This is a genomic window from Caballeronia sp. GAWG1-1, assembly GCF_023631465.1.
In the GTDB taxonomy this organism is placed as follows: domain Bacteria; phylum Pseudomonadota; class Gammaproteobacteria; order Burkholderiales; family Burkholderiaceae; genus Caballeronia.
Genome location: NZ_JALQDB010000045.1, coordinates 1 through 25433 on the forward strand (window position 1 = coordinate 1; position 25433 = coordinate 25433).

Genomic DNA, 25433 nt, shown 5'->3' on the forward strand with positions numbered 1-25433 from the left:
CTGGCGACTGAATCCAACCATAGCCTGACGTATGTCGCATGGCAATGCGCAAGGGACGCCGTCTAATGCGCGCTTACCGACCAACTGCAAGGTACGCTCGTTGTTTGCACCGCGCGTGCTCGAAGATTCTGAAGAATATTCGAAGATGCTCGGTCAGTTCACCCACATGGCCAAGTCACGCGGTCGCAGTCGTGGCAAATCCTCATCCACCAGCGAAAACTTGTCCGAGCATGGGCGACCGCTGATGCTTCCGCAGGAGCTGCGCGCGCTCAAATACGACAAGCAGATCGTGACCATCGAAGGGTGCGATCCGATCCTTTGTGAGAAGGCTTTCTTCTACGAAGACCCGGAGCTTGTTGATCGGCTCGTTCAGCAAAGCCCGTATCTGCAGGGTGTGATGGCCAGATTCGCCCGGAAAAACTGGCGACGCGCGTTCTGGGGGCTTGGTCCCAAGCTGCCCTCCAAGGCCGAACTGGAACACGCCGCATTCGTCCTGCGCGAGCTCGCCGCTCCGGTCCCCAAAATCGAAGTCGAGAAGTGGTGGCATGCACAAAACGCGGCACGTCGCGCACAAGCCGGCGGCGGTGCGCCGATCCGTGATGTGCAGGAGCACGAAATCGGTGTCCTCAAGGCTTCGGATCTGCGTGGCAGGCAACGTCCCCTGGTACCACGAAAATGTCGCCAGAACTTGCTGCAGAGCTTAATGAGCGCCGGCGCATCGCCCAAACGCGTGAGGCAGTTTTGCGTGGCGAGCTTCCGCTCAGGCCCGATCAGCAGATTATCGTCGACGCCGCGCGTGAGTGTATCAAGGAGGCGGCCGCCCGCTCGGTGAAGGAAGAGACCATCAAGGGAATGTCGGAATCTGCGCAGGAGACCGTACGGGGGGAGTTCGAAAGCGCGGTGGCGGACGCGCGCGCAAATCATCGGCCGCTCGATGTACCGATACCGCAAGTCAGTGATCTAACCATCGACCGCGTGCGCGCAGAGATCCAACGCGAACAGAGCCAAATTGAACGTGACCGTCCGAAACGCGATTTGGATATGACCGCTTCGAACAGGTCTGAACAGGAGGCACCGTCCCTTAAACCGGGTATCTAAAATGTCACTACTCGCGCGCTCAAACCGGCGCATATCGAAAGAAACGACCCTGCGCTTTCCGAAACCCGAGCGCCATACATCTACGAGGCGGAGTGCATCAATATGAAAATCGCTGTCATCAATTTTTCAGGCAATGTCGGAAAGAGCACCGTCGCACAGCATCTATTGGCGCCGCGCCTTGGCAATGCGCCCGTCATCTCAATTGAGTCAATTAACTCGGATGGGACCGAACAAGCCGCGCTCCGTGGGAGCCAATTCGACGAGCTTCAGGACCAACTGATGTCATTGAATAACGCGGTAGTGGATGTCGGCGCATCCAACGTCGAAGACTTCATTGGACTGATGCAAAGCTACGACGGTTCACACGAAGACTTTGATTACTTTGTCGTCCCGACTGTGCCGGCGGCGAAGCAGCAAGTTAACACGATCGCCACGCTGCGCTCGCTTTCCGATCTAGGCGTGCCAGCATCAAAGATTCGGCTTGTCATGAACATGGTTGATCCGAAGCGGAACGATATCGAGAAGGTGTTCTCGAGGGTGTTCGATTTCGGAGCCAGGAGCAACGCTTTTGTCGCAGACCGAGCAGCGATCATCTACGAAAATCCGATCTACGAGAAGATCAAAGGCTTTGGCATGACGATCGCAGATATCAAGAACGATCCGCGAGACTATGTTGCGCTTAACGCGAAGGCCATGGAAGAGGGCGCGCCCGAGGAGCAGAAGGCGCGCATACGTCAAATGGTCGCCCTTAAACGTCTCGCAAGCCGGGTTACGTCGGATCTCGATTCGGTCTTCAAAGCGTTGGTGCACTGATGGGCGCGCCGGATGATTCAATCCGCGAAGAGCTAATCGGCGCGGTCCTCGGCGAATTGTCGTTATTGCGTAGGGATGTTGGTGAATTGCGAACGGCGCTAGAGACGAGCGGCAAACGTTTCAAGGACGATAGCGACCTTGCGGTGCTCCGCCTTGCATCTCGATGGGATCAATTTTTAGCGGATTTCCGCGATAGCACGACAGAGGTCTTAAGTAAGGCTCGGGACTTCGGCGAAGCTCGCGAGCAATTGATGGGTGAAATCGCAGTCCGACAGTATGACCAGGCGCACGAGCAACATGTGGCGATGATCCGTGAGGTGTTGCTTGAGTTGCCGTTGCGGGCGCCAAGTCGGCTCGTGACGCCCGCGTGGGTTGCTGGCATCGCAGTGTGTTCTGCGATCTTTGCGATGTACGCTATTGCCCTATCGCACGGCTTATAACGCCGTCCTACCAAAACCACGCGAGGCGTTCGATGAAGTCATTTCTCGGTGTCGTGATTGCTGCCGTTTCAATCGCGTCTTCTCCAAACCTCTCACATGCACAAGATAACAATTCTGCATGCGGGGCTATCCTGTGTCTTTTGCAGATGTCATGGAATCCGGCGGAAGCGGTGGCTCGCAGTGTGCAGACTACATCAAAGACTATTTTTCCATTGTCGAATTTCACAATGGGCATTTTGATCTTACAGGAACCCTCAACGCCAGGGTAAATTATACAAATCAGTGCTTGAGCGCAACAACTGATGCAAAGCGCGCCGTAAATAATAACTTTGGAAATAAAAAGTTTATGTAAGTTTGAACTCAACAAAGTTTATATCAACCGAACCATAAGGTTGGTTGTAGGTCTCATACGCGTTCCTCTCTGCCATCCAAACGAATGCTAAAGCCGTATCGAGCGAACTGTATCATTAAGAATAATTTAACGCTATTTGTAGCTGCGTTTTAAGCCTTCGACGATCCTGAAAGAAGGATGCAGACCCTATGAACCAGGGCGAACGTAGTCAAAGAGATCCTTCTTAATGCGCCCGAGCATCTCTAATTCATAAGCGCCATATTCAAATTGAAACAACAATGATTCGAGATCCTCAATTGACTCCCTAAGCCCCAAGCCTGATCCGCAGCGAGTTTGGCAATCAAATCAGGTGTCCAGCGTTGCAGACTCGCGAAGAATTGTCCAAGCTCTCGATCATGCACGTGATAGCGCTTATCAAGCAAAAACGTGTCGATTGAAGCTTTTGCTTCCGCGGCAAGACTTGCATTGATAATTTCGAGTTCGATCCTAAGGCTGACGGACGAGTCCGCACGATGGAGTAAGTACGATATTGGGTCGAGTTTGAATCGAAGACACTCAGGATCGCGCAATGGATGTAAGTGGGGATTTGTATAGAAATTTTTAGTTGACTTGAGCGAGCTGTTGCACGTTTGACAGGCGGGAACTAGATTGTAGAGTGAAAGCCCGAGAAATGGATACTCCGATTTAGGGTAATAATGGTCCAAAGTCGGTCGAAATCCTCGGATGACCTTGTTCCCTTTCTTTCCTTTTGTCCGCGCGACGATCGTAAACGCGTAGGCTTGCTGGCAATATGGACATAGCCTATGGCTTGAAGATTTTGTAAGTTCATACGCATTCCAACCTTTTTCAGATTTTTTTGAAAATGCGTCATAGTCAAAAACTCTTTTCGCTTCCTCCATAAATAGGGCTTTTTCTGCATCAGTCTGGTGAGTAACTCAATGCTTTTCTCGATAATTTTGATAAGTTCGTCCGGACTTCCGACAGCGAAGGTCTCAGCGTCGATCTTCAGAAGCCTTTTTAAGGTCGGGCATTTGATCGGGGTGGTAGCTTCGTTACTTAGCGCATGGGATATCACACCAAGGACGTAACTTTTGTGCCTCTGAATTGCTGTGTCCCAGACTGACCTGCCCGTTTTTCTAAGACCACTGCGTTCTAGCAATAACGGCATGGGTTGATTTTCTTTCTAAGCGCTGGCGGTACGCCAGCGGCGTGTCGTAGTTCAGGCTCGAATGCGGTCGAACCTCGTTGTAATGCCGTCGCCAATCGTCAATCACGATCTTGGCTTCAATCCGATTGCGGAACCATTCCATGGCAAGACATTCGTCACGGAATTTACCGTTGAAGCTTTCGTTTGTGCCGTTCTGCCAGGGCTTACCGGGATCGATTAACGCCGATCCGATCTTCTCCGAGACCACCCACTTGAGCAACGCTGCGCTGACAAACTCGGGGCCGTTGTCGCTTCGCATATAGCGTGGCGCGCCGTGAACGCTGATCAGCTTGCTCAACACCTCAATGACTCTAGCCGATCGGATCGAGCCAGACACATCGATGGCCAAACATTCACGCGTGTACTCGTCGACGACCGTCAGACATTTCAGTTGTTGGCCGTTGGCACACGCGTCGAAGACGAAATCGTAACTCCATACGGCGTTGCGGGCACTCGGAGCAAGCGGCCGGGGACGCGAACCGGCAAGGCGGCGTCGGCGTCGTTTGCGAGGCACCTGAAGACCGGCTTGCGCCCACAATCGGCTGCACCGCTCCTTGCCGATGACGATCCCTTCGCGACCCAGCATGATGCGGATGCGCCGCGAGCCGAAGCGAGGATAGTCACCCGAGAGGCGTCGGATCATCTCCATGATCGGGCCGCTCTTGCCCGGCATGATGCTGACGTAACCGAGATTGGCACGACTGAGGTGAATCAGCGCACACGCGCGTCGTTGGCTCAGCCCGCGTGAGATGGCATAGCGGGCTTGCTCGCGACGCGCCTGTGCGCTTACCATTAATAGGATGGTCCGCTCCTCTCATAGGGGCATAATCGACGCTGACGCCGACCCTTTTTCGGAGGTGTGTCATGAGTCAATTGAGTTCCACCGCTGTCGCCCGCATGGGCATTGATATCGGGAAGTCTGTCTTCCATGTCGTCGGTCTGGACGCGAAAGGCAAGCCAGTATTCAAGGGCCGATTCAATCGTGAACGGCTGTTGGAGTTTCTCGCTCGCGCGTCTCCGACCATCGTTGGTATTGAAGCTTGTCCTGGTAGCAACTGGCTCGCACGCAAAGCGGCCGCCTACGGACATCAGATTCGCATCGTCCCCGCGCAGTTCGTCAAGCCCTTCGTCAAGTCCAACAAGACTGATATTGTCGATGCGGAGGCCATAGCCGAAGCGATTTCTCGTCCTACCATGCGCTTCACCCAGCCCAAGACCGAAGCTCAGCTCGATTTGCAGGCTCTCCATCGAGTCAGGCAACGCCTGGTGTCTTGCAAGACCGCTATCGTCAATCAGGCCCGCGCTTTCTTGCTGGAATATGGCATTACTATCGGCACAGGTCCCGCCTACTTTGTTCGCGATATGCCGCGCATTATCTCCGACGAGAACAATGGGCTGACGGTATCGATGCGACAAGTTTTGCAGGAGCAATGGCAAGAATATCGTTCCGTCGAAGCTCGGCTATTGCAATTGCGTCGTCAGATCGAAGCAATCGCTGGCGCCGACGACGTCGCAACGCGACTTACCTCGGTTCCGGGTATTGCACACCTCACCGCGACAGCCATTACAGCTTTCTCGGGCACCGGAACACAGTTTAAATCCGGTCGCCATTTTGCAGCGTGGCTAGGACTCGTGCCTGGAGAATTTTCCACCGGCGGCAAACAACATCTGCTCGGAATTACGAAGCGTGGAAACCCCTATCTGCGCAGACTATTGATTCACGGCGCACGTGCTTGTGTTCTCCATCTCGACCGAACCAAAGATCACCTTGGAGTCTGGATCTCGCAGATGGAGGCGAAGGGAATCCATCGAAACAAAGTAATTGTTGCGCTTGCCAACAAACTCGCACGTATCGCGTGGACGATTCTCACACGCCAAGGAACGTTCTACTTGCGACAGCCCCAAGCGCGATGATCAGCCCACTCTCTTCAAAGTTTGCAGACGGTAATTGATGACGAAACAGTGCACTGGCGTTCGGTAAGCCCGGGACAAAAAACCGGCCTCTGAGGTCTGTCCATTTATTGGGAACCGACCGCGCATATCCCATCATGGCCTTGCTGCCAAAAGCAGCTGACTCGCGAGAGGCCGGATACATTTACGCAAACTGTCTCGCCTGAAAAACCCGCTTGCAAAACCGGAGCGGACCATACATTTTTGCGGAAATCTCCCTCATGACCTCGATTTCCAGGTCGCGCTCCGCCACCAGCTTCTTTAGTCGGCTGTTCTCGAGCTCTAACGCCTTCAATCGCTTGACGTCGTCACTGACCATTTCGCCAAATCGCTTGCGCCACGCGTAAATCGACGCGTCGCTGACACCGTGTCGCTTTGCCACCTCGGCAATGGGCGCACTGTCCGCCTCCCGCAAGATCCGAACAATCCGCTCATCGCTATATCGACTCTTCTTCATGACGCGCTCCGTATGGATGCGCCGTTATCCTAGATCAATTCGGTCTCAAGTTACCGGGGGCAGGTCACTCTTTCATACATTACATACAACCTCAACCAAACTCAGGATGCCACATGCAAAAACTCATACTGGACGATGATCGTGATCTTGCGGCCAGTCTCGCAGCGCTGACTGAAAAACTGGGACATGCTGTGACAGTTGCGCACGACTGTGAAACAGCGCGCACACTTGCTTATTCGTCTGCATTTGATTTCATATTTGCCGATGTCGAGCTTCCTGACGGGGACGGCCGAGTCGCTTGTGAAAGCCTGCGCAGCGAAGGAGCTTCCCAAGACGTATAGATGATTGGGATCACTGGCCGTGCTGATCTAGGGAACGAGGATTTTGCCGCTTTTGACGGGTATCTTCACAAACCAATAACCTTCGAGTTGCTGGGGCGCGTGCTGGGGGAATGGCAGACAGCAGCAGGTTTGTCTCCGACGACGCCCGGTGCAGCAGAGGGGTTAGTCTAGCCACCGCGCCGCGCTGCAGGCTGGGCTGCTTATCAATACCAACCGAAAACAGGAAATCCATGTCCGATCCAACTATTCTCGAAATTCCAGTCACGATTCCAGATGCTCCCTCGCCAGACATCCCCTCAGATGTCCCAGATATAGGAGAGCCAAAAACTGAACCTGATCGCCCAAATGGCTCGCCGTCTGCATAGCAAGAAGCAACGAAGCAACAAGGAGGGCGGTCGAAGACTTCGAAAGGCACGAACTACATCGCGCTGGCCGTACTTCCGTTTGCTTGAATATTTCGCATTCCCATATATTTGAATTGGTCACGGGTGTAGGCGTATTACAAAATCCGCATGCGTCGCTGTGCGGCGATGTCGCGCAGGTATGCTTGTTGCGCAACTACTAAGGCGACTCAGGAATCAGGCCGATTTCCGCTACCAACCACTCAGCGTCCACTTGGCATGTTGGTCGGCAGCTTGCATTCGATCGCACTCTTTTCCCGCGTAATTCTAACTTCGGTTGCCGTTCTTGTCTATTGCTCACTCTGGAGGCTATATGCCCGCCAACTCTCACACTTTAGAAAGGTGCCAGCCAATCCATCTGCGGTTTGGGATGGGATTCGCCTACGGAATGAACCAAAAACCGCTGTCAGATGATGAAGGCAACAAACAACTTGATCCGGGCACCAAAGAAATTATCGATAAGAAGCTTGAGGAGTTGAATGTATCCAAGACGTCGTCCGGGAAGGATCAAACGTGTAAGCCAGATACCGAGGGGTCCAGCTCGTCGAGCAAGAATTTAGACGAGCAAGACGATTAAAGGCATCGCGTCGTACTCTCATATGAATAACCTGCTGAAAGGGTTTGTCGGCAGTCGAGCTTAATCGAACCACGCCTTTTCGCCATGGACACCGGCGCTTCGCTCAACTTGCCATCCACCAGGAGTTGCCTCATGACTGATGTCCCTCTCGCCACGCTTAAATCGGTGCCAGCGCCTCAAGACCCCCATTTGCGTCAAATGGCCAACTGTATCCGCTTCTTGTCGATGGACGCGGTTCAAAAGGCTAAAAGTGGGCATCCCGGTGCCCCGATGGGGATGGCGGACATTGCAACCGTCCTGTTTAAAGAGTTCATGAAATTTGATGCGTCCGACCCGCACTGGTTCGACCGCGACCGGTTTATCGTCTCGAACGGCCATGCATCCATGCTCCTTTACAGCCTGCTTTACCTCACAGGCTACGAGGATATGCCTGTCGAGCAGCTTGAGCAATTTCGCCAGATCGGCAGTAAGACCCCAGGACACCCCGAGTATCGGCACGCCGATGGTATCGAACTGACGACGGGTCCGCTTGGCCAAGGGGTTGCGGAATCAGTTGGCATGGCGTTGGGCGAGCGAATCATGAATGCCACCTTCGGTGACGAATTGGTCGATCACTTCACCTACGTGTTCATGGGCGACGGGTGCTTGATGGAAGGAATTAGCCAAGAAGCGATTTCGCTTGCTGGGCACTTAAAGTTAGGGCGCCTCATAGCGTTTTGGGACAACAATTCCATTTCCATTGATGGCGCAACGAGTCTCTCAGTCTCCGACAATGAGGTAGAGCGCTTTCGCGCATCCGGATGGCACGTACTTGAGATCAATGGCCACGACACCGATGCCATTCGAAGCGCGATTCACACCGCCCGTGCAGCGACCGACCAACCCACGATGATTGCGTGCCGAACAATCATTGGCTTTGGTTTTCCGACCAAGGCAGGGACTCAAAAAGCGCACAGCGATGCGCCGGGCAAAGACGAAATCGCTGGTGCGCGTCAGATCCTAGACTGGGACTCACCCACCTTTGTCATCCCGCCGGCGCTACTCGATGAATGGCGCAACGTCGGCAGGAAGGGTTGCGAAGCGCGTACTGCGTGGGCAGCGCGTGTCGAAAACGCGCCAGAGGCTAACCGCAAGGAATTCGAACGGCGCAATGACGGCGAGCTGCCATCCGGTTGGAAAGCCGCCATTGCGACAGCACGCAACGAGTTTCTCGTAAGCGGCAAGGAGATGGCAACCCGTTCGGCAAGCGGCGCGGTACTTAACCATTTGTTCGGTGCGATCCCGGAGCTGCTCGGGGGCTCCGCCGACTTGACGCCGTCTAATAACACTAAAGCCCAGAACCAAACCGAGATTACGCCTGGCAATTTCTCGGGCTCATACCTGCACTATGGTGTACGCGAGCACGGGATGGCTGCCGCGATGAACGGCATCGCACTTCACGGCGGCCTGATCCCTTACGGCGGCACCTTTCTCTGCTTTTCCGATTACTGCAGGCCCGCCATCCGGCTGGCAGCAATGATGCGCATTCGCACGACGTTCGTGATGACCCACGATTCGATTGGTCTGGGAGAAGATGGGCCAACGCATCAACCGGTGGAACACCTAGCGGCCCTGAGAGCCATCCCCCACTTGGGCGTCTACCGACCCGGGGATGCGATTGAGACAGCCGAATGTTGGGAACTCATCTTGGATCAGCCGCGACGCGCGGCTGTGTTGGCGTTATCGCGTCAACCCATGCCTTTGCTACGCACTGAAACTGGAGTTGAAAACCGATCTGCACGGGGCGCGTATGTGCTACTCGACGCAGAGGGCGGTCCCAGAAAATTGACGCTGCTGGCTACCGGTTCTGAGTTGCATCTAGCGGTTCAGGCGCGCGATATTTTGCAGCAGGAGGGTGTGCCAACTGCGGTGGTCTCGATGCCGTGTCGTCTTCTATTCGAAGAGCAGGATGATGCGTATAAAAGGTCAGTTCTTGGAACGTCACTCGCGCGCGTTGCAGTCGAAGCGGCGGTTGAACTTGGATGGGAGCGTTATCTTGGATTCGAAGGCAAGTTTGTTGGCATGCATGATTTCGGCGAGTCGGGAAAGATCGAAGACGTTTATGCCAAGTTCGATATCACTACGGACGCGGTGGTGCGGGCGTCACGCGAGGTAGTGGCAACTGTGTTTGGGTAGCCGACATCCGAGAACATGCGGGATTAGGCGAGTTGTGAAATTATGACCAACCAGATTTAACTAATAATCAAAAGGGCTCCCTAATGGATATTACCCAACTCATACTCGACGATCATCAGGAGCAGCGGCGCCTGTTCGGTATCCTCGAGCAAATCGACCGGACAAATACGTCGGCGTTATCTGCGATCTGGAAACGTCTCGCGACATTTCTAGAAGTTCATGCGAAAGCTGAGGAGGTCGTTTTCTACCCGGCTCTGTTGCGCGTGGGGCAAGGCGTCGGTGATACGGACGGGCCTGAGGACGAGACGCTCGACGCAATCAAGGACCACAACGAGATTCGCGATGCGGTCGCCCATGTCGCGCAGTATCCGGCGGGCACGGACGCGTGGTATCAAGCGGTCGCTGACGCCAATGAGGCGAACAGTGATCATATGGCGGAAGAGGAACGTGAGGGGATGACGGATTTCCGTCAACATGCTGACTTGCAAACCCGCCACAATCTGGCTATTCAGTTTGCCTACTTTGAAGCCGCGCACATAACGGGCGTCCATGCGGTGAATGAGGACCCGAAAAGCTATCTCAGCGAGACGCAGGGTCAAACATAAAATGCACGTATGTTCAGCGATTAATCGTAAGAAATGCCGAGCTTCAGGGGAGCCCGGCCAGCAGATCTTAATTTGTCTGTGAATTGCCCGGCTTTTGATTCGATTTGTTCATCCCTGACGCGCCCGGTTCTGCACCGGTACCCGAACCTTGACCACCACCGGTTGCGGTATTGCCCGGCACTGAATTCGCATTGCTGCCGGATTGCCCGGGTGCACTCATTCCCACCCCGGAGCCGCCTGCGCCGCCGTTACCAGCGCCTCCGCCACCTGATCCGGCTCCTGCACCCCCGCCGGCGCCAGCACCACCTCCAGAGCCCCCGGAACCCGCTCCGCCACCTCCGCCTGCTTGAGCAAACGCACTACCCGACAGCCCCAGGATGATCACTGAAGCAGCGACATTCTTCAAGAACGAGTTCATTGACGCCTCCAATTTTGTGTCCGCAGCTGTTGCTGCAGCACCAGAAAGATCGCAATGTACGTGCCTTGTGCGGTTCTATAGCGAATGCTTATGGTGCTGGGTAGCGGGCGTCCTAAGCCATACTCGATTTACGGACAAGCTCGAAGGGGGCCGTTTTGAATTTAAATGTCAAATTAGCGGCCAGCAAGTGATCTAATCGTTCTCGTTATCCACGGCGTCAGACCTCGCAGTGCGACGATTCTCACCAACTGCGCCGGCCCTAGGATCGTGGTAGCGATCAGCGCCCCGGCAATCAGCCCAGCGTAGGGCGACTGGAGGAAAAGCGGACCTTCCTGAATGACCGGAGCCCGTACGCCGAGCCGCGAACTGGCAATCAACGTGTTCACGTGGTTTGCCGCTATCAGCTCGGCGCGAGTCGCCGACATGCGTGCAAGGATCGTCGCTTGAGATAAATTGCTGTCCAATGCGCTCATTTCAATGCCTCCTTGATCGCCGCCATATCATCCTGTATTTCGGATTGAAGCGTTTTAAAAGACTCGACCGGCTTCTGGGCACGCAGAACCAAAAACGCGACGATCGAAATGAGCAGCCAAAGCCCTGCGATGCCCCAGACAACTGCAAGAAAGTACGGCGTCTGCCAGGCGGTAGCGATCACCGCAAAGCAAAGAAATGACAGTGTGAAAAGCACACCCACGGCGAGCGCCACCATCGCGATAAGCTCGCGCATCATTTTGGCTTTGGTCTGGGCCAACTCAACAAGAAAAAGCGCACTGTAATCAGCAACCCGCCCGCAACAAAATTGTCCGACGTTCCGCCAACGCGTGATTTTTGGGTGAATTGACATCACAATTTATGCCTTGAATTACATATCGGAGACCGGATTAATAGCGGGCGACCAGTGGTGCCGCGATGCTGGCCAACCATCGCGGTCCAGCCGCATTGTCAATAATTGTCGTTGCCACGATAGCGCGTCCGATATGGCTGCGCCGGCGCTGGCGCCGTATTTGCACTTGCCCATATCGCGCCCAGCAGGAAGCCCAGGCCGCCTACAATGGCGAGCGCGGTGAACGGGCTTTCAGTCGTTTTGCCGCGCACGATGTCGGTCGTGTCCGCGTAAAGCTGCTGAGCTTTACCGCCGAGTTCCCGAGCTTTGCCCGCGACCTGTGTGCCGGTGTCGCCCAGCACCCCGCCAGCCGCGTCCTGCACCTTTCTGGCAACTTCCTGAAACGTACCCTCTGCCTTGTTCGTATCCATGTTCTATTCCTTATCTGTTGATCAGCGAAACGCATCAGGAATGATGCGTGATAGTTGGATAAACGTCAGTCCCATTGCCGGGCACCTTGCGGGGGCCTGGATGGCAATTACAGCGGCTTAAGCGGATCAACAACCGTTGATCCGTCGCTCACTACGTTCGCTCCTGGCGTTGACTTCGAAGAACTTTTGTCACCTGCCACCCGTTCCACTTCGACTTCGTTGCCGCGCAGCGTTTCGTTGATTGTCTCGGTACGCTCTGACGATTCGCGTCCCACCACGACTTCTTCGATTACGTGAGCTGTCTTGGCCACCACTGCGTGCTCGGCCGTCTCGCGGATTTCGATCGAGCCGCCTTGGAGATCGGCCGCAGTTGCAACGCGGTCCACCGGCCGCCGTTCGATCGTTGCGTGCTCCTCGCGCAAATTGACGCTTTCCGTGACCGGCGTTTCCGTGGCACGGGAATAAACGCGCACGCCACCCGTTTGCACTTCACGCTTACCTACATCAAGCGATTCGCGCACGACAGAAAACGCTTGACGATCCGCGCTGACCTCGTCTGCCGTGTCGGGCTGCATGGTTGTGTCATATCCGGCATAGCCAGTGTTTTTCCAGTGCGCGACGCGCTCATCGATGTCAACTGCGCCCGCCTTATGCAGGGTCGAGCGAACCAGGACAAGGTGAGCCTCATCGACCACCGTCACGGTGAGCAGCGCACCGCCCCGGCGAACCGCTTCTTTGTAATGCCCGACTTCTTCCGGACGCTCATCGCCACCGAACACGTTGCTGAAGAAGTGTTCGATCTTCGCGATCACGCCCACGCCTTCGCCATCGTTAGTGATGGTCCGATCGGAAACGGCCTGACGATCGGTAGCGCTAAGGGTTCCGGAGCTAGCCGGGGTGCCTGTCTTGTCACCCGCCAAGCTGCTCGCATGAACTTCCATATCGCTGCGGGCGATGCCAGATTGTTCAAGGCGCATGACTGCCTGATCTGCTTCTTCGAATGAATTAAATACACCAACAAGAATTTGCGACATGGTTTTGCTCCAAAAAGAGTATTGACGCTAAGCGTGGATCGCCGGTGGATAATTTGATGCGTCAGCAGTGGGGTAAATCACAGCGTTTTGCGCCGTTGAGACCCGAAGGCTTCGGTGGCGGCTTCCGCAATCCATTCGCCGTCGGGGCCGTTCCGGCGCTCGATAACAACATCCTGGCGTTGCACCTCTGCCTGATGCACGCTTTCCTGCGAAGTAACGTGCTCTTGACGCGTATCTTTTCTTTCAACATCAGCCTCACTTCTGTTACCGGAACGTATTCAAAGACAGGGACAATTAGCGTGTCGCCTTCTTGCCGCGGCTCAAATTCCGCATCGACAAACCGGTACACTGGAACGCGGTCAACATGAATCGACGTGCTTTGCAAAACCACGGGCACTTCCTTCAACTCCTTGTGGGTCACCGTTCGGACGCGAACCGAGCCCGCTTCGCGCTCTTCGATTCGTACCGCCAACCGTTCCTCTGTAACGCTCAGTCTGCCGACGACTGCCTTAGTCCGAGAGGGCGGCAAATCAGACAGTTTTTTATCATCCTGCATGGCGGCAAGCCCGTTTCGGTGATCTATGAAGCACCATTGTGAAAAGCTCGTACGTTGAAGGGTCACCGAACTTGACGGTTTTGCGGCACCACTCGACGTGTCCCGGCGCGCAGAGCACCATCGTCCGTAGCCGAGCCGCCTGCGTCTTCAAACGGTGGTTGATGGCGGAACCCCGCACCGCCCGACACGATGGCGATGATGGCGCCAACGACGAGCGCAGCAAACGAAAACCACGAAGCGCGTGCTACACCGCGCGCGGCTGTGTCCGCTGCCTGGCGTGCATCCGCTTCGGCCTGCGGGCTTGATGCTTCGGCGCTAACCGAAGCCATCGCACTTTGCGCCTCCTGTTTGAGCGAACTCATATCTGCCCCGCTTGCAGCGGTCGGCGCCGCCGCGGCGCCGACTGTAGCTGTCGTGGACGCGACGCTGCCTGCTGCGCTGACCGCGCTGCCTAGCAACGAAGTGGCCCCGTACGCAACGAGCAAAATCATCACAGCCCACGCCAACAACCCGTGCAACCAACCGAGTACGGGAGCGCAGCGTCCTGCGAAGTAAGAGCCGACGAACACCGCAATGACCGTCATAATGATCATGTAAGCGCCGGATGCGAAGCCAAAGCCTCGCAACGGATTGGGCTGCGCCATCGGCGAGAGTATTGACGTACCGATCGCGGTGCCCAGAACGGTCAAGATCAAATAGACGATCAACGACAGGATGACGCCGGCGATGACGGCGCCCCATGACACGCGCGGAAGTCCGTCTTGTGTGGTGAGTAATCGCATGAATGTGTCTCTTAGATTAGTAATGTGCCGGAATACCGGTTTGGAGCTGCGGGAAGGCGCTGGACGAATCGCAACACACGTACCCGGCATTTCGTTTATTCCTCTTTCAACAGAAATAGATACAGATGGATTGCATGAGCTGCGGACGCAAGCGAAGACTTCCGATGCGCTCCCGCGCTTAAGGTAAAAAAACTCACCCTTCGGCCTTGGCCGTCTTCTCCTGAGAATGAGCCGCTGACATGACAAACGATCCGCAGGTCGACACCAGAACTCACCAGAATATTTCTGACGCGATTCACGAAAATTTGGACAAGGTTTCACAATTCTCTCAGCGCGAGGAAGAGCAGCGCACTGCCGTGCAAAGAGCGATCGAGCACGTCAGCATGTTTTTTGGTGAGCCCCGCTTTTTACTGACTTTTTTGTGCGCAAGCGTGGCGTGGATTGTCAGCGACCTCTTTCTGCATCACGTGGGCTATCACTACTTTGACGAACCGCCGTTTTCCTTATTGCAAGGCATTGTCACTTTCATAGGCGTCCTGATCACGATGGCGGTGCTCATTCGGCAAAATCGCCTGGCGCGTGTCGAGGAAGAGCGTGCGCATCTCGAACTTCAAATCAACCTGCTGGCCGAACAAAAAACCACCAAGATCATCATGCTGCTTGAGGAGCTTCGACGCGATCTTCCTAACGTACGGGATCGGCACGACGAGCATGCGGAAACCCTCCAGGCGGCAACCAATCCAGATGCCGTTTTAGAGGCAATTGCGCAAAGAAAAGAGCAGCAAGAATGAAGATGCTGCCGCCCTGTATTTTTTCATATGAGGGGAGTTTGTTGATGGGAGTCAAGATCGCACGAGTTGAGTTGCATTCAGCAAGGCGACCAATACGTTCAATCTAAAGACGGATTGACTGGTCTGTGACTTCATCAAGGCGCTTCTTTGGGGAAAGGTCAAGCAAATTGCTGACTTGCTCGTTGGTGCTTCCCGCTGCGATATGCCGGCGCCCATACGTGTTCCGAAGGAGACGGGGACTCATGTCGGCCGCCGTCACTTTGATATCGCCCAGCGCGCTTCTAACGCACTTTCCTAGGGTGTCGTCTTTCCTCGGCTTGCCCGTTGCGGTTGCCACGAACAGGTAGCGAGTCGAGCATGCAAGCAACCGCCGGGCTGAAACGTACTCGCGAAGAACATCGACGCAGAACGGCTCAAGTGGCACACGCCGACGATGCGCGGTCACGTTTCTCTACATACACATCAGGTCGAAGACCGGTGACGTCCAGGCCATCGAGATCAAGTTGCCGGCATTCGGCCGATGTAATACCCGAACCCAGAAAGAGGGCGACGATCGCCACGCTTCGAAGCTGTTTGAACGGAGCATCCGCTGGCTCGACGCACCACCTTGCAGGCGTTTGTCATCGGTCTCCGAAAGGAAGACTGGGGTCGGCTCGTCTTCTGGCCAAGCCTGGCCAACGAGCATCAACGAAGGAGGGTTGTCTTTGCGAACCTCCATTGCTACGAGGTGACGTGAGACGCGATCAATGAGCTTGAGGTAGCGAAGCTGGGTCGTCGTATCGGGACGCGCGTCGTGGGCAAGCGCGCTGAAAAAGGCGTCGAGCTCTGCCGAGCCGAAGGTGGCCACCGTCTTGCCGTGACTCGCAAGATGTCAGTGGAACCGCAGGAACATCGATTGATGCTGAATGATTGACTGCTCACCGAATGGGCACCGGCCGGCACCGACGGCGTCGTTTCGCTGCCATTCGTCGTACGCCGCTTGCGGATCGGTCAGCCAATCGAGGTTGTTCATAAAGTAGATATACTGATGTTACGCTTTATCCAATATATACGAAGCTCCGCTTCGCAAACCCGGTAATCAAACCGGGGGCTACCCGGCATCGCTGAACTTCTTCATCTCACTCAGGCAATCTCCTGGACCGCCTGCTACCAAGCGCGCGGAAATGGCTAAGGAGATTGACGCTTAGGCCAAAATTCTCAACAACGTATCCACGCGCGCACACCGGCAGGGAAGGGGCGGGATCGCACGTTTCAACGATCTGTTCGACAAGCGATCGAGCGTCAAATCGATACGCCCATACAGGCTTGCCGAGTGCGGCCGCAAAACCAACGTCAAACGCTGTCCCGCTATCTGGCTCACTGAGTCCCCGAAAATCGTTCAGGTTTGCCATGACCACGTCAGCGGATCGGATGGCATCGATGTTCGCGCGACAGATCCATGCCGCCTTCGCAGCGGGTCCCAGATTTGCCGGTGCTTCGCAGTCGAACGGATAGATCTTAAGAAAGCCTTCCTCTCGACACAGCCCTATAGGTAATCTCCATGATCTACTGCATCGATACGGAAGACGTCGAATCCAGCAAGATACACGCGCAAGGCGCCCGCGGCCTTCTCGAAAGGGCACGTTGCGCGGCTTCCAATCCAGTCGGTTAAAAAGAAGCGGCAATCAACTGGCGCGCTGGCTGCTCGGGGCGTGAAGGATCCGGTAGATGTCGGCGAGACACCGCTCGCTGATCGCGGCATTGCGAACGGCAGCTTGGACAAATCGTGGCGGCGTCAGTCGCAAGAGCCGGCAGATCGCGGACAAGTACGGTTTCCCGCCCAGCGTCGCGCAGCGCGTTGCGCGCTAATATCGCCGCATCGCCAACCTGGCTGCGTAACCACGCGAGCACCAGTCGATCGCGCTCATTTTGAACCCGCACCCACTGTTCCATATAGCCTCCGAAAGACTGTATGAATATACAGTACTTTTCGATAGTTTAGTTTGGTTGGGAGTGCAAGCCTGTGCTACAAAGCCTGTTTGCCGATACGTGGCCAAGTGGTCGCCGAACAGTGGCAGCAACGCGAACAGGCCAATACACAACGGTTTGGTGCGCCCTCCTCTTGGTATACGTCAAATAAAGGGTAAATAGCTAAACTACCATAGTGCTGCGACATGTGCAGAAACCCGTGCCTATGATAATTAGATTCATAAATTCCAAGTTTGACCCATTTCCGGCAATATTAAAACAAAATAATCGTGGCATTAGCAATTATATTCGATGTTGATAAATTGCCTTATGTCAAATTGTTTCTTAATTGTTGTGGATGTGGTCGGTCAACGCGGTCGACCATGTCGGCTCTTCGCAATCTGCTCCCGCCTGCGGGCGAGCCGCGTATTCTCCTGACATGCACCGTACTGTGCTTCGGCAGCGGTGACTACACCCGTGATTGCGCCGTTCAGATTCACGCGCGCATTACCTTCCACGAGACACGTCCAATAGCGTTGTCCCCGACACCACGCCTTGAGACCATTTCGAACGTCTCGTTCGCTAAGTCTAAGCGACACTGCTTGCGCAAGCACATCCTTGAGGATCCCAACCTTGAGAGGAATCTTCGGAGCGGGACTACGTGGAAACGCGTGCGGGAAATGCCGTTGCAGCGTAGTCACGGCGCGCGCGGCTGCGTCAGCGGAAGTTCGCGGTGGCTTCGCTGGCTTACTGATTTCCCGTGTAACGGCCACCGACGATGACGTCGTGCGCGGAGCAATCGTTTTGCTGCTTTCGCCTTGGTTCAAATGCGCTTTGAGCGCAGCGAGTTGTTCGAATCCCATCGTGTGTTCCTTAACTCAGTCTGGTAATTTTACCAGTCGTATTCAAACATCGCCGCCGCTAGTCCGCGGCCTCACCGTCACCGCTTTGGCGATATCTCTCGCACTTCATGCCTAACTCTCGACGCTCTCCGCTGCATCCTAAAAATGTATCGAGGTCCGGGTCATCGCGCCCGAGCAAGCCTCCACTGACGGCGACACTCCCCACCAGATTTATTGCGCCGCGTACCGCGTGGCCCGCACCGAGATATGTACCGCCTGCAGCGCAGCGGACCAAGGCTGGACAGATGTTGCATATGTTGCATTTATTGCGTTTATAACGTACTCTAGTTGTGAAAACTAAATGAGGGGTTTCCTATGACAACGACGAATCGAATCCGCGAGGTCTCTCCGCCTCCCATGAGTCAGCATGATCTCGAGATGGCGCGGGTTGCGCAGCGTTGCATTATGGAAGCGCTCGATCACTCGCGTGCGGCCGCAATCACATTGACGACCGACACGGGCGAGCATCCCTCTATCGACGTGCCGCCGGCGGCGCTCAAGCTTATTGGTCAGCTTCTAGGCGCAATGAGCGAAGGGCGCGCGATCTCGGTCGTGCCAAGCCAGAAAGAGTTCACGACCGTCGAGGCAGCGCACTTCCTCAACGTTTCACGGCCTTTCGTGGTTAAGGAAATCGAAGCGGGAAGACTTCCGCATCGGATGGTCGGGACGCACCGGCGCGTGGCTTTCGGAGATCTGATGGCTTATGCCAATCAAATGCGCGAGCGGCAAGAATCTGCTTTGGACCGTATGGCGGACAACGCACGCGAGCTCGGCCTGGATTACTGATGGCGGGGAATGCGCGCTACACAGCCATACTTGATGCTTGTGTGCTCTACTCTATCGCACAGACGGATGCGCTGCTTAGTCTGGCAACCGCTGGGCTTTTTAGCGCTAAATGGTCAAGCAGAATCGAAGAAGAATGGATGCTGGCGCTTGTGCAACGGCGCCCGGATCTGAAGGACAGGCTGTGGGCACGACGAGACGCTATGCGCGACGCGGTACCAGATTGGCAAGTGCTTGATGAAGCGTGGTCTCCGCTGGTCGGAAGTCTCAAGCTTCCCGACTCTAATGATAGGCATGTGCTGGCGGCTGCCCTAGCCGGTCATGCGGATTGCATCGTCACCGCTAATGTTCGCGATTTCCCGCAAAGCGCGGTTGTGCCGTACGGAATTGAAATCGTACATCCCGATCGATTTATCGTGAACCAATGGGATCTTGAGCCGCTAGTCGCGATCTCATCATTCAAACGAATGCGTGCTCGACGCAAACGACCACAAAGTTCAGTGGAAGAGTTCGCGACAGTGCTCGAGCGAAATGAGCTGCCGATGACCGCTCAGCGAATTCGGGAAGCTGGCGAGTTAATCTAGACCCGCAGCGCTTGTGCCACTCGAACGGCGCTATGTCAGAAAACCCTCGTTTGCAAAACTGGAGAGTCCATATATACGCATGGATCGACGAGCACCGCGACCAGTATAGTGTCGCTCGGCTGTGTTGAAAGCTTTTCAAAACCACTTGGAAGTCGAGCGAATCTATCAGGTTGCTACGAAACTCGAGCCATATTCGTCGGAATGTCATCGACTGGACCGAAGGCTACTCCAATCGAGAACGCTTGCAGACCTCTATCGATTTCTCCACTCCAGTTGAATATGAGCTGGGATGATCGCTGCATTAAGTGCTGTACGTGGAAACGAGGCAGGATCAATGTGTGCGTGGTGGTGGCTTAGTGCAGCCGTGTTAAAAATAGTGTCTGTAAAAGAGGCTTTCTTACGCGCGGAGCGCTCGCAAACCAACGTTACTTCAAGATGCTGTTAAAAAACGCTTGCGCCCGCGCCGATTGCGGCCGGTCGATCAGTCTGGCAGGTGTATCGCGCTCGACGATCTTGCCTTGGTCCATAAAGACCAGCGTATCCGCGACTTCACGCGCGAAGCCTATTTCATGCGTCACGATGATCATCGTCTGGCCTTCCTGCGCAAGCGATCGCATGACGCTCAACACTTCACCCACCAGTTCGGGATCGAGGGCGGAAGTCGGTTCGTCGAACAACAAAAGCTTGGGCCGCATCGCAAGCGCGCGCGCAATGGCGACGCGTTGTTTCTGCCCGCCCGACAATTCGCGCGGATACGCCTTCTCGCGATCTTCCAGCCCGACACGCGCCAGCAATTCCCGCGCATGCGCCTGAGCGGCGGCGCGGCTTTCCTTGCGGACGTGAATCGGCGCTTCGACGATATTCTCCATCACCGACAAATGCGGGAACAGATTGAAGTGCTGAAACACCATCGCGGTGTCCGCGCGTGAACGGCCTGCTTCGCGTTCGCTCAATTCATGCAGACGGCCCTTGTGCAACTTGTAACCGACCAGTTGTCCATTCACATGGATACTGCCGCCGTCGATTTTTTCCAGATAGTTGATACAGCGGATCAACGTGCTTTTTCCCGCGCCCGAAGGCCCGACGAGACAACACACTTCGCCCGCCTGCACCGACAAGTCGATGTCGGACAGCACTTCCCGCATACCGAAGCGCTTATGCACCTGACTCATGCGAACCATCGACGCTGCTTGCATGCCCATATCATTTCTCGCTGGCACGATGACGCGCGCGCAGGCCCGTCATCTGCCGAAGATACCGCATGACCTGACTCAGGCCATCGACAGGCGCAGCGCTATGGCCGCGCCGCAATTTGTCTTCGATCATCACCTGCACGGCGGATAACACGGACGACGCCAGCAGATACCAGAAACTCGCGACGATCAGCAGCGGAATGGTCTCGAAGGTGCGGCCATAGATGCCCTGCACGGAGTAGAGCAGATCGGAGATCGACAAGGTGCTGACGAGCGAGGTCGCCTTCAGCATGCCGATGACTTCGTTACCGGTAGGCGGCACGATCACGCGCAAGGCTTGCGGCAGAATGATGCGGCGGATCGTGCGCGCCGGAGACAGTCCGAGCGATTGCGCGGCTTCTTTCTGCCCCGAATCGACCGATAGCAATCCGCTGCGAACGATCTCGGCCATGTACGCGCCTTCGTTCAGTCCGAGACCCAGCAACGCGGCTGCAATGGGCGTGACGATGGTGTTCGCCGGAATCGAAACGAGCGCAGGCAGAAACGGCAGACCGATCTCGATCTGCGGATAAAGCGCCGCGAGGTTGTACCAGAAGATCAGTTGCACGAGCACCGGCGTGCCGCGAAAGATCCAGATGTAGAGCGCGGCGAATCCCGACACCACGGGATTGGGCGATTGCCGCATCAAGGCCGCGACGATGCCCAGCACGATGCCGATGATCATCGACGCGGCCGTCAACGTGAGCGTCCATCCGAGGCCGGTGAGCACCGTCCCGAAGGTCAGGTACTTCCAGACCACGCCCCACTGATAGTTCGGATTGGTCGCGATTGAATGTCCGATCCAGCCGAGCACCAAAAGACTCACGATCGCCGATGCCCAGCGCCACGGATGCCGGGCGCGTACGATCGGCGGACTCGCGTCGGTGGGTTCCGGTGTCATCGCGTGATGGGTCGATTCGATGGTTCTTTCCATGACGCTCGCTCAGTGTTGCGCGTAGACTTCGTCCACTGCGGCGTTCCAGGCGTCGAGCGCGTGGCCGATCTCGTCCGCGTTCACCGTGAGCGCGGGAATCATGCGCACGATATGACCATACGGACCGCACGTCAGCACAATCAGGCCGCGCTTGAACGCGCCCGCGACCGCTGCTTTCGCCGATGCCGGGTCCGGGTCGCCGTCGGCGGTGACGAATTCGCTTGCCTGCATGAGTCCGATGCCTCGCACATCGCCGATGCCCTGATGACGCATCGCCGTCGCTTCGAGTCCATCGCGCAGCAGTTTGCCCATCCTGGTCGCGTTCTCGAGCAAGCCCTCTTCTTCGATGACATCGAGCGTCGCGATCGCCGCCGCGCATGCGACCGCGTTCGCCGAATAGGTTCCACCTTGCGATGCCGGCGCGGCACGCGCCATCAGCTCGCGGCTCGCCGCAATGCCCGACAACGGGAAGCCGCTCGCAATGCCTTTGGCGAACACGACGATATCCGGCCGGGCATCGAAATGTTCATGCGCCCAAAAGCGGCCCGTGCGCCCCATGCCTGCCTGCACTTCGTCGATGATCAGCATGATGCCGTGCTCGTCGGCGCGCTTGCGCAAGCCCCGGAAAAACTCCGTCGATGCAGGCAGATAACCGGCTTCACCTTGCACCGGCTCGATCAGAATGGCGGCGGTGTCTTCCGGCCGCGTCAAGGTCACGAAGAGATGGTCGAGTTCGCGCAGACAAAAGCGGTTAGCGGTTTCGAGATCCCATCCGTAACGGTACGCGGATGGAAACGGCGCGACCACCACGCCCGTCGGCAGCGGCCCCGACACTGCCGCACGAAAACGCGCGCCCGATGTGGTGAGCGCCGAACCGCCGATCGTGCGTCCGTGGAACGAGCCTTGAAACACGATCACGTTCTGACGTCCCGTCGCATTGCGCGCGAGCCGCACGCCCGCCTCGACCGCTTCCGCGCCCGAGTTTGCGAAGAAGAACGTGTCGAGCGCGCCGGGCATATGCTTGTGCAAGCGCTCCATCAACTGCAGGAGCGGTTCATGGCGCACGATTCCGTATTGACCGTGAATCAGACGCTCGATCTGATTCTTCGCGGCTTCGACCACTTTCGGATGGCAATGTCCCGTCGCCGTCACGCCGATACCGGCCGTGAAGTCGAGCCAGGCGCGGCCATCGCGATCGTAGAGATAGGTGCCTTTGCCATGCGTGACGATCAAGGGCGTCGCCTGTTGCAGCGCGGGTGAGAGATAAGCCATATGAAACTCCGTGCTTATTGAGCGATCGACTGGTTCTTCATCGCCTTGGGCACCGCGCCATCCGCAATGCCCCACTTCTCGAGAATCGCCGTATAGACGCCCGATCGAATCAACTCTTCCATTGCATCCATGACCGGCTGGAACAGCGGAGAGTTTTTCGGAATGGCGATGCCGTAATAAGGACGATCGCCGTACACGCTAAGACCGGCATTGCGGATATTGAGCGATGCATTGCTCGCCGAATAACCGTTGGTCGCCGAGTCGCCCGATACCGAGTCGATGCGTCCGGACTTGAGCGCCAAGACGGCTGCGCTTTGCGTCGGATACGCGTTGACCGTAATGGCCTTGTTGCCCGCCGCCGTGCAACGGTCGCTGCTGCCATGCGCAAGGGTTTCGGAAGACGTGCCCTTGAGCACGCCGACCGACGTGCCGCACACATCGGTTTGGCTCTTGGGTTCCTTGCTGCCCGCGCGTATCAGGAACGATGTGCCGCCGCGATAGTAGTCGACGAAGTCCATCGTCTTGGCACGCTCGATATAGTCGCCGATCGACGACACGCCGATATCGAAGCGGCCCGCCTGCAGGCCGGGAATGATCGCGGAGAAATCGGTATTCACGTTCTGGATCGGCACGCCCATGATCTTGCCGAGCGCGTTCGAGATGTCGATATCCGCGCCGATCAACTGATTCTTATCGTCGAGAAAATCGAAGGGCGGATAGTCGGACTCCGTAGCGGCACGGATCACGCCCGCATCCTTGGTCTTCTGCGGCAGGCTCTCGTAGATCTTCGTGTTCTTCGCAAGCTTGGCCATATCGGGCGATTCGGCGGCTTGCGTCGTACTGCCTGCGAAAGCGAACAGCGCAATGGTCGCCGAACAGACGAGCCGGGAGATGCCGGTGCGGGTGAAAGCGTTCATGTCGATCTCAAGGGAGAGTGAATTATCCGTGACGATTACTTTATGCAAACGAGGCTAACACGCGCAAAACACCTAAACAACGATGACAAAATTAGTATTCCGAACTTGATGGATGACCTTAGTAAATGATGTTCGGCGCAAGCGCCTGGCCTGTCAGGAATCGGTCATGCGACAAATGTTCCAGGTCCTGCGTCATGCGCCCCTGTGCAATGAGCTGCGCCAGCATGCGTCCCGCGCCTAAAGAACTGCTGAAGCCATGTCCGCTGAATCCCGTGCAAAGGTAGAGGCCCGGCTGGCCGGCGCATTCGGAGACTACGGGTATGCCGTCCGGCGTATTGTCGATGGCGCCGCCCCAGGCGAGGTCCACTTTCGACGGGTCGAATTGCGGGAAGATTTTCCCCGCCGCGTCGTATGCCGAATGCACCAGCTCGATGTCGGGCGCGGGGTCGAGAACGCGGTTATGCACGAACGGCGAGCGTCCGAGATGCAGATAACTGAATTCGTCCCACAACTGACGAAAGAACTCGCTGCCGAAGCTGACCTTGATATTTTTTCTGCGGCTCGCGTAAAGCCCTTTGAAGCGATTGCCATAGCGGAAACTGTTAGGCACGACATGCACCGTGCCGCGACCGCTCTTGGCTAGCGTATAGCCGCCGTCCGCGCGCTCGCGCAAGGCGAACTCGGGCGCTTTGAGCGGACCTTCGAATGAAAGGCGAATATCGCCTTGCGATTTCGACGCGGACGAATGCACGTTCAAAACAGGCAACACGACTTTCTGCTTGAGGCAAAACAACGATGACCATGCCCCCGCCGCGATCACCACGGCGTCAGCCCGCACGCGGCCGCGTTCGGTCTCGATCCCGGCAAGCTTGCCCCCTTCGAAATACAGATCGTTCACCGCGCAATGCTGAAGGATCGACACGCCTTTGGACCGCGCGTGGCGCGCGAGCAAAGGAATCGCGCAGGCGGGGTCCGCATAGCCGTCGTTGAAGGTGCGCACGCCGCCGATCCACGGCGCGCCCTGCCCTGCGTAAAGCGCGTTGGCCTGCTCGCGCGAGAGCATTTCCGCGCCCACACCCGAGCGTCTGGCGAAAGCGAACCACTCCTGCCAGCCTTTGAGTTCATCCTCGCTACGCGTGACGAAGGTAATGCCCGTTTCGCGGAACCCCACATCCGCGCCGATCTCCGACGACAGTTCCGACCATCGCTGCACACTGAGCTTGGCCATGCCGAGTTCGCGCAGATCGCGCCCCAGCGTTCTGCACCATCCCCAGTTGCGGCTGCTTTGTTCGGCTGCGATGCGGCCTTTCTCGAATACGGCGACACGCTTGCCCAAACGGTTCAATTCATATGCCGTCGCGACGCCGGCAGCGCCGCCACCGATCACCGCGACATCCAGATGCGAAGGCAAGACCGCATCGGTTTCGATTTGAAGCAAAGGTTGTCTCACGTTCGAACGGCTCTAAGAGTGCGATTGAGCCGGAGTGTAAGAAGCTAGATTAGCGTTGACAAATGCGAAGGTATTGGGAGGACATGCCATTTTGATATGGGCTCCCGACGCTCGAACATGCGTGAGCGGACACGCATATCAAAAACAGATGGGGGGTCAAA

Annotated in this window: 30 protein-coding genes and 2 pseudogenes; 13 read left to right on the forward strand and 19 right to left on the reverse strand. The window is 56.3% G+C overall.

Annotated features, from left to right (window positions below):
* Positions 1-31 precede the first annotated feature (31 nt).
* The 5 genes from NCT03_RS29850 (at position 32) to NCT03_RS29870 (ending at position 2703) form a co-directional block, all read left to right on the forward strand.
* Positions 32-832, forward strand: a complete 801-nt coding sequence (locus tag NCT03_RS29850) for a type IV secretory system conjugative DNA transfer family protein (protein WP_284503520.1) — start codon at positions 32-34, stop codon at positions 830-832.
* Positions 829-1098, forward strand: a complete 270-nt coding sequence (locus NCT03_RS29855; protein WP_250494987.1) for a hypothetical protein — start codon at positions 829-831, stop codon at positions 1096-1098. Before NCT03_RS29850 ends, NCT03_RS29855 begins: the two co-directional genes overlap by 4 nt.
* A 102-nt stretch (positions 1099-1200) precedes the next feature.
* Positions 1201-1911, forward strand: coding sequence for a StbB family protein (stbB, locus tag NCT03_RS29860; protein WP_250494988.1), 711 nt, complete (start codon positions 1201-1203; stop codon positions 1909-1911).
* Complete coding sequence (locus tag NCT03_RS29865; RefSeq protein WP_250494989.1) at positions 1911-2351, forward strand: hypothetical protein; 441 nt, start codon at positions 1911-1913, stop codon at positions 2349-2351. The genes stbB and NCT03_RS29865 overlap by 1 nt, the downstream gene beginning before the upstream one ends.
* A 118-nt stretch (positions 2352-2469) precedes the next feature.
* Positions 2470-2703 (forward strand): hypothetical protein, encoded by a 234-nt coding sequence (locus NCT03_RS29870; protein WP_250494990.1) that lies wholly within the window; start codon positions 2470-2472, stop codon positions 2701-2703.
* A gap of 242 nt (positions 2704-2945) precedes the next feature.
* Here the strand turns inward: NCT03_RS29870 and NCT03_RS29875 are convergent, their stop codons facing one another.
* A complete protein-coding gene (locus tag NCT03_RS29875; RefSeq protein ID WP_250494991.1) occupies positions 2946-3602 on the reverse strand; it encodes an HNH endonuclease family protein in 657 nt (218 codons plus the stop codon).
* 237 nt (positions 3603-3839) lie between these two features.
* Positions 3840-4703 (reverse strand): annotated as a pseudogene (locus NCT03_RS29880) (IS3 family transposase); the annotation flags it as partial.
* Positions 4704-4774: 71 nt separating this feature from the next.
* On the opposite strand from NCT03_RS29880, the gene NCT03_RS29885 reads away from it, so the two are divergent.
* Positions 4775-5824: an IS110 family RNA-guided transposase gene (locus tag NCT03_RS29885; protein ID WP_250494992.1), complete on the forward strand. Its 1050-nt coding sequence runs from the start codon at positions 4775-4777 to the stop codon at positions 5822-5824.
* Positions 5825-6062: 238 nt separating this feature from the next.
* Here NCT03_RS29885 and NCT03_RS29890 read toward each other — a convergent pair.
* Positions 6063-6317, reverse strand: a pseudogene (locus NCT03_RS29890) (transposase); the annotation flags it as partial.
* A gap of 113 nt (positions 6318-6430) precedes the next feature.
* Between NCT03_RS29890 and NCT03_RS29895 the strand changes: the two are divergent.
* From NCT03_RS29895 to NCT03_RS29910, 4 genes are all read left to right on the forward strand, one after another.
* Entirely contained in the window at positions 6431-6658 is a 228-nt protein-coding gene (locus tag NCT03_RS29895) for a response regulator (protein WP_250494994.1), read from the forward strand.
* A 714-nt stretch (positions 6659-7372) separates the two neighbouring features.
* Positions 7373-7636, forward strand: a complete 264-nt coding sequence (locus NCT03_RS29900) for a hypothetical protein (protein WP_250494995.1) — start codon at positions 7373-7375, stop codon at positions 7634-7636.
* A 132-nt stretch (positions 7637-7768) separates the two neighbouring features.
* Complete coding sequence (gene tkt / locus NCT03_RS29905; RefSeq protein ID WP_250494996.1) at positions 7769-9811, forward strand: transketolase; 2043 nt, start codon at positions 7769-7771, stop codon at positions 9809-9811.
* Positions 9812-9894: 83 nt separating this feature from the next.
* On the forward strand, positions 9895-10416 hold the full coding sequence (locus NCT03_RS29910; protein ID WP_250494998.1) for a hemerythrin domain-containing protein: 522 nt from the start codon (positions 9895-9897) through the stop codon (positions 10414-10416).
* A gap of 591 nt (positions 10417-11007) precedes the next feature.
* On the opposite strand, the gene NCT03_RS29920 is transcribed toward NCT03_RS29910, so the two are convergent.
* The 6 genes from NCT03_RS29920 to NCT03_RS29945 form a co-directional block, all read right to left on the reverse strand.
* Entirely contained in the window at positions 11008-11307 is a 300-nt protein-coding gene (locus tag NCT03_RS29920) for a hypothetical protein (protein ID WP_250494999.1), read from the reverse strand.
* A complete protein-coding gene (locus NCT03_RS29925; RefSeq protein WP_250495000.1) occupies positions 11304-11678 on the reverse strand; it encodes a phage holin family protein in 375 nt (124 codons plus the stop codon). Before NCT03_RS29925 ends, NCT03_RS29920 begins: the two co-directional genes overlap by 4 nt.
* Positions 11679-11776: 98 nt before the next feature.
* A complete protein-coding gene (locus tag NCT03_RS29930; RefSeq protein ID WP_250495001.1) occupies positions 11777-12088 on the reverse strand; it encodes a CsbD family protein in 312 nt (103 codons plus the stop codon).
* A 107-nt stretch (positions 12089-12195) separates the two neighbouring features.
* Positions 12196-13122 (reverse strand): YsnF/AvaK domain-containing protein, encoded by a 927-nt coding sequence (locus NCT03_RS29935; protein ID WP_250495002.1) that lies wholly within the window; start codon positions 13120-13122, stop codon positions 12196-12198.
* A 61-nt stretch (positions 13123-13183) separates the two neighbouring features.
* Positions 13184-13678, reverse strand: a complete 495-nt coding sequence (locus tag NCT03_RS29940) for a YsnF/AvaK domain-containing protein (RefSeq protein WP_250495003.1) — start codon at positions 13676-13678, stop codon at positions 13184-13186.
* A 62-nt stretch (positions 13679-13740) separates the two neighbouring features.
* On the reverse strand, positions 13741-14460 hold the full coding sequence (locus tag NCT03_RS29945) for a YrzE family protein (RefSeq protein ID WP_250495005.1): 720 nt from the start codon (positions 14458-14460) through the stop codon (positions 13741-13743).
* A gap of 239 nt (positions 14461-14699) precedes the next feature.
* Between NCT03_RS29945 and NCT03_RS29950 the strand changes: the two genes are divergently transcribed.
* Entirely contained in the window at positions 14700-15251 is a 552-nt protein-coding gene (locus tag NCT03_RS29950) for a DUF1003 domain-containing protein (RefSeq protein WP_250495006.1), read from the forward strand.
* A 451-nt stretch (positions 15252-15702) separates the two neighbouring features.
* Here NCT03_RS29950 and NCT03_RS29955 read toward each other — a convergent pair whose 3' ends face one another.
* From NCT03_RS29955 to NCT03_RS34220, 5 genes are all read right to left on the reverse strand, one after another.
* Positions 15703-16098 (reverse strand): hypothetical protein, encoded by a 396-nt coding sequence (locus NCT03_RS29955; RefSeq protein ID WP_250495007.1) that lies wholly within the window; start codon positions 16096-16098, stop codon positions 15703-15705.
* Between the two features lie 24 nt (positions 16099-16122).
* The gene (locus NCT03_RS29960) at positions 16123-16263 is read right to left on the reverse strand and encodes a hypothetical protein (protein ID WP_250495008.1); all 141 of its coding nucleotides are present in this window, start codon (positions 16261-16263) and stop codon (positions 16123-16125) included.
* A gap of 106 nt (positions 16264-16369) precedes the next feature.
* Positions 16370-16873: a nucleoside 2-deoxyribosyltransferase gene (locus NCT03_RS29965; RefSeq protein WP_250495171.1), complete on the reverse strand. Its 504-nt coding sequence runs from the start codon at positions 16871-16873 to the stop codon at positions 16370-16372.
* Between the two features lie 25 nt (positions 16874-16898).
* The gene (locus NCT03_RS29970) at positions 16899-17183 is read right to left on the reverse strand and encodes a CppA family protein (RefSeq protein WP_350030184.1); all 285 of its coding nucleotides are present in this window, start codon (positions 17181-17183) and stop codon (positions 16899-16901) included.
* A 383-nt stretch (positions 17184-17566) separates the two neighbouring features.
* Positions 17567-18061 (reverse strand): ProQ/FinO family protein, encoded by a 495-nt coding sequence (locus NCT03_RS34220; RefSeq protein WP_350030185.1) that lies wholly within the window; start codon positions 18059-18061, stop codon positions 17567-17569.
* A gap of 354 nt (positions 18062-18415) precedes the next feature.
* On the opposite strand from NCT03_RS34220, the gene NCT03_RS29975 reads away from it, so the two are divergent.
* The gene (locus NCT03_RS29975) at positions 18416-18886 is read left to right on the forward strand and encodes an excisionase family DNA-binding protein (protein ID WP_250495009.1); all 471 of its coding nucleotides are present in this window, start codon (positions 18416-18418) and stop codon (positions 18884-18886) included.
* Positions 18886-19467 (forward strand): PIN domain-containing protein, encoded by a 582-nt coding sequence (locus tag NCT03_RS29980; RefSeq protein WP_250495011.1) that lies wholly within the window; start codon positions 18886-18888, stop codon positions 19465-19467. The genes NCT03_RS29975 and NCT03_RS29980 overlap by 1 nt, the downstream gene beginning before the upstream one ends.
* A gap of 425 nt (positions 19468-19892) precedes the next feature.
* Here the strand turns inward: NCT03_RS29980 and NCT03_RS29985 are convergent, their stop codons facing one another.
* The 5 genes from NCT03_RS29985 to NCT03_RS30005 all read right to left on the reverse strand — a co-directional run bounded on the left by NCT03_RS29985 (position 19893) and on the right by NCT03_RS30005 (position 25272).
* Positions 19893-20663 (reverse strand): amino acid ABC transporter ATP-binding protein, encoded by a 771-nt coding sequence (locus tag NCT03_RS29985; RefSeq protein WP_250495172.1) that lies wholly within the window; start codon positions 20661-20663, stop codon positions 19893-19895.
* A 7-nt stretch (positions 20664-20670) separates the two neighbouring features.
* Complete coding sequence (locus tag NCT03_RS29990; protein ID WP_250495012.1) at positions 20671-21633, reverse strand: amino acid ABC transporter permease; 963 nt, start codon at positions 21631-21633, stop codon at positions 20671-20673.
* A 9-nt stretch (positions 21634-21642) separates the two neighbouring features.
* A complete protein-coding gene (locus NCT03_RS29995; RefSeq protein WP_250495014.1) occupies positions 21643-22905 on the reverse strand; it encodes an aspartate aminotransferase family protein in 1263 nt (420 codons plus the stop codon).
* 14 nt (positions 22906-22919) lie between these two features.
* Complete coding sequence (locus NCT03_RS30000; RefSeq protein ID WP_250495015.1) at positions 22920-23822, reverse strand: ABC transporter substrate-binding protein; 903 nt, start codon at positions 23820-23822, stop codon at positions 22920-22922.
* Between the two features lie 118 nt (positions 23823-23940).
* Positions 23941-25272 carry an NAD(P)/FAD-dependent oxidoreductase gene (locus NCT03_RS30005; protein ID WP_250495017.1) on the reverse strand — a complete coding sequence of 444 codons (1332 nt, stop codon included), beginning with the start codon at positions 25270-25272 and terminating at the stop codon, positions 23941-23943.
* Positions 25273-25433 lie beyond the last annotated feature (161 nt).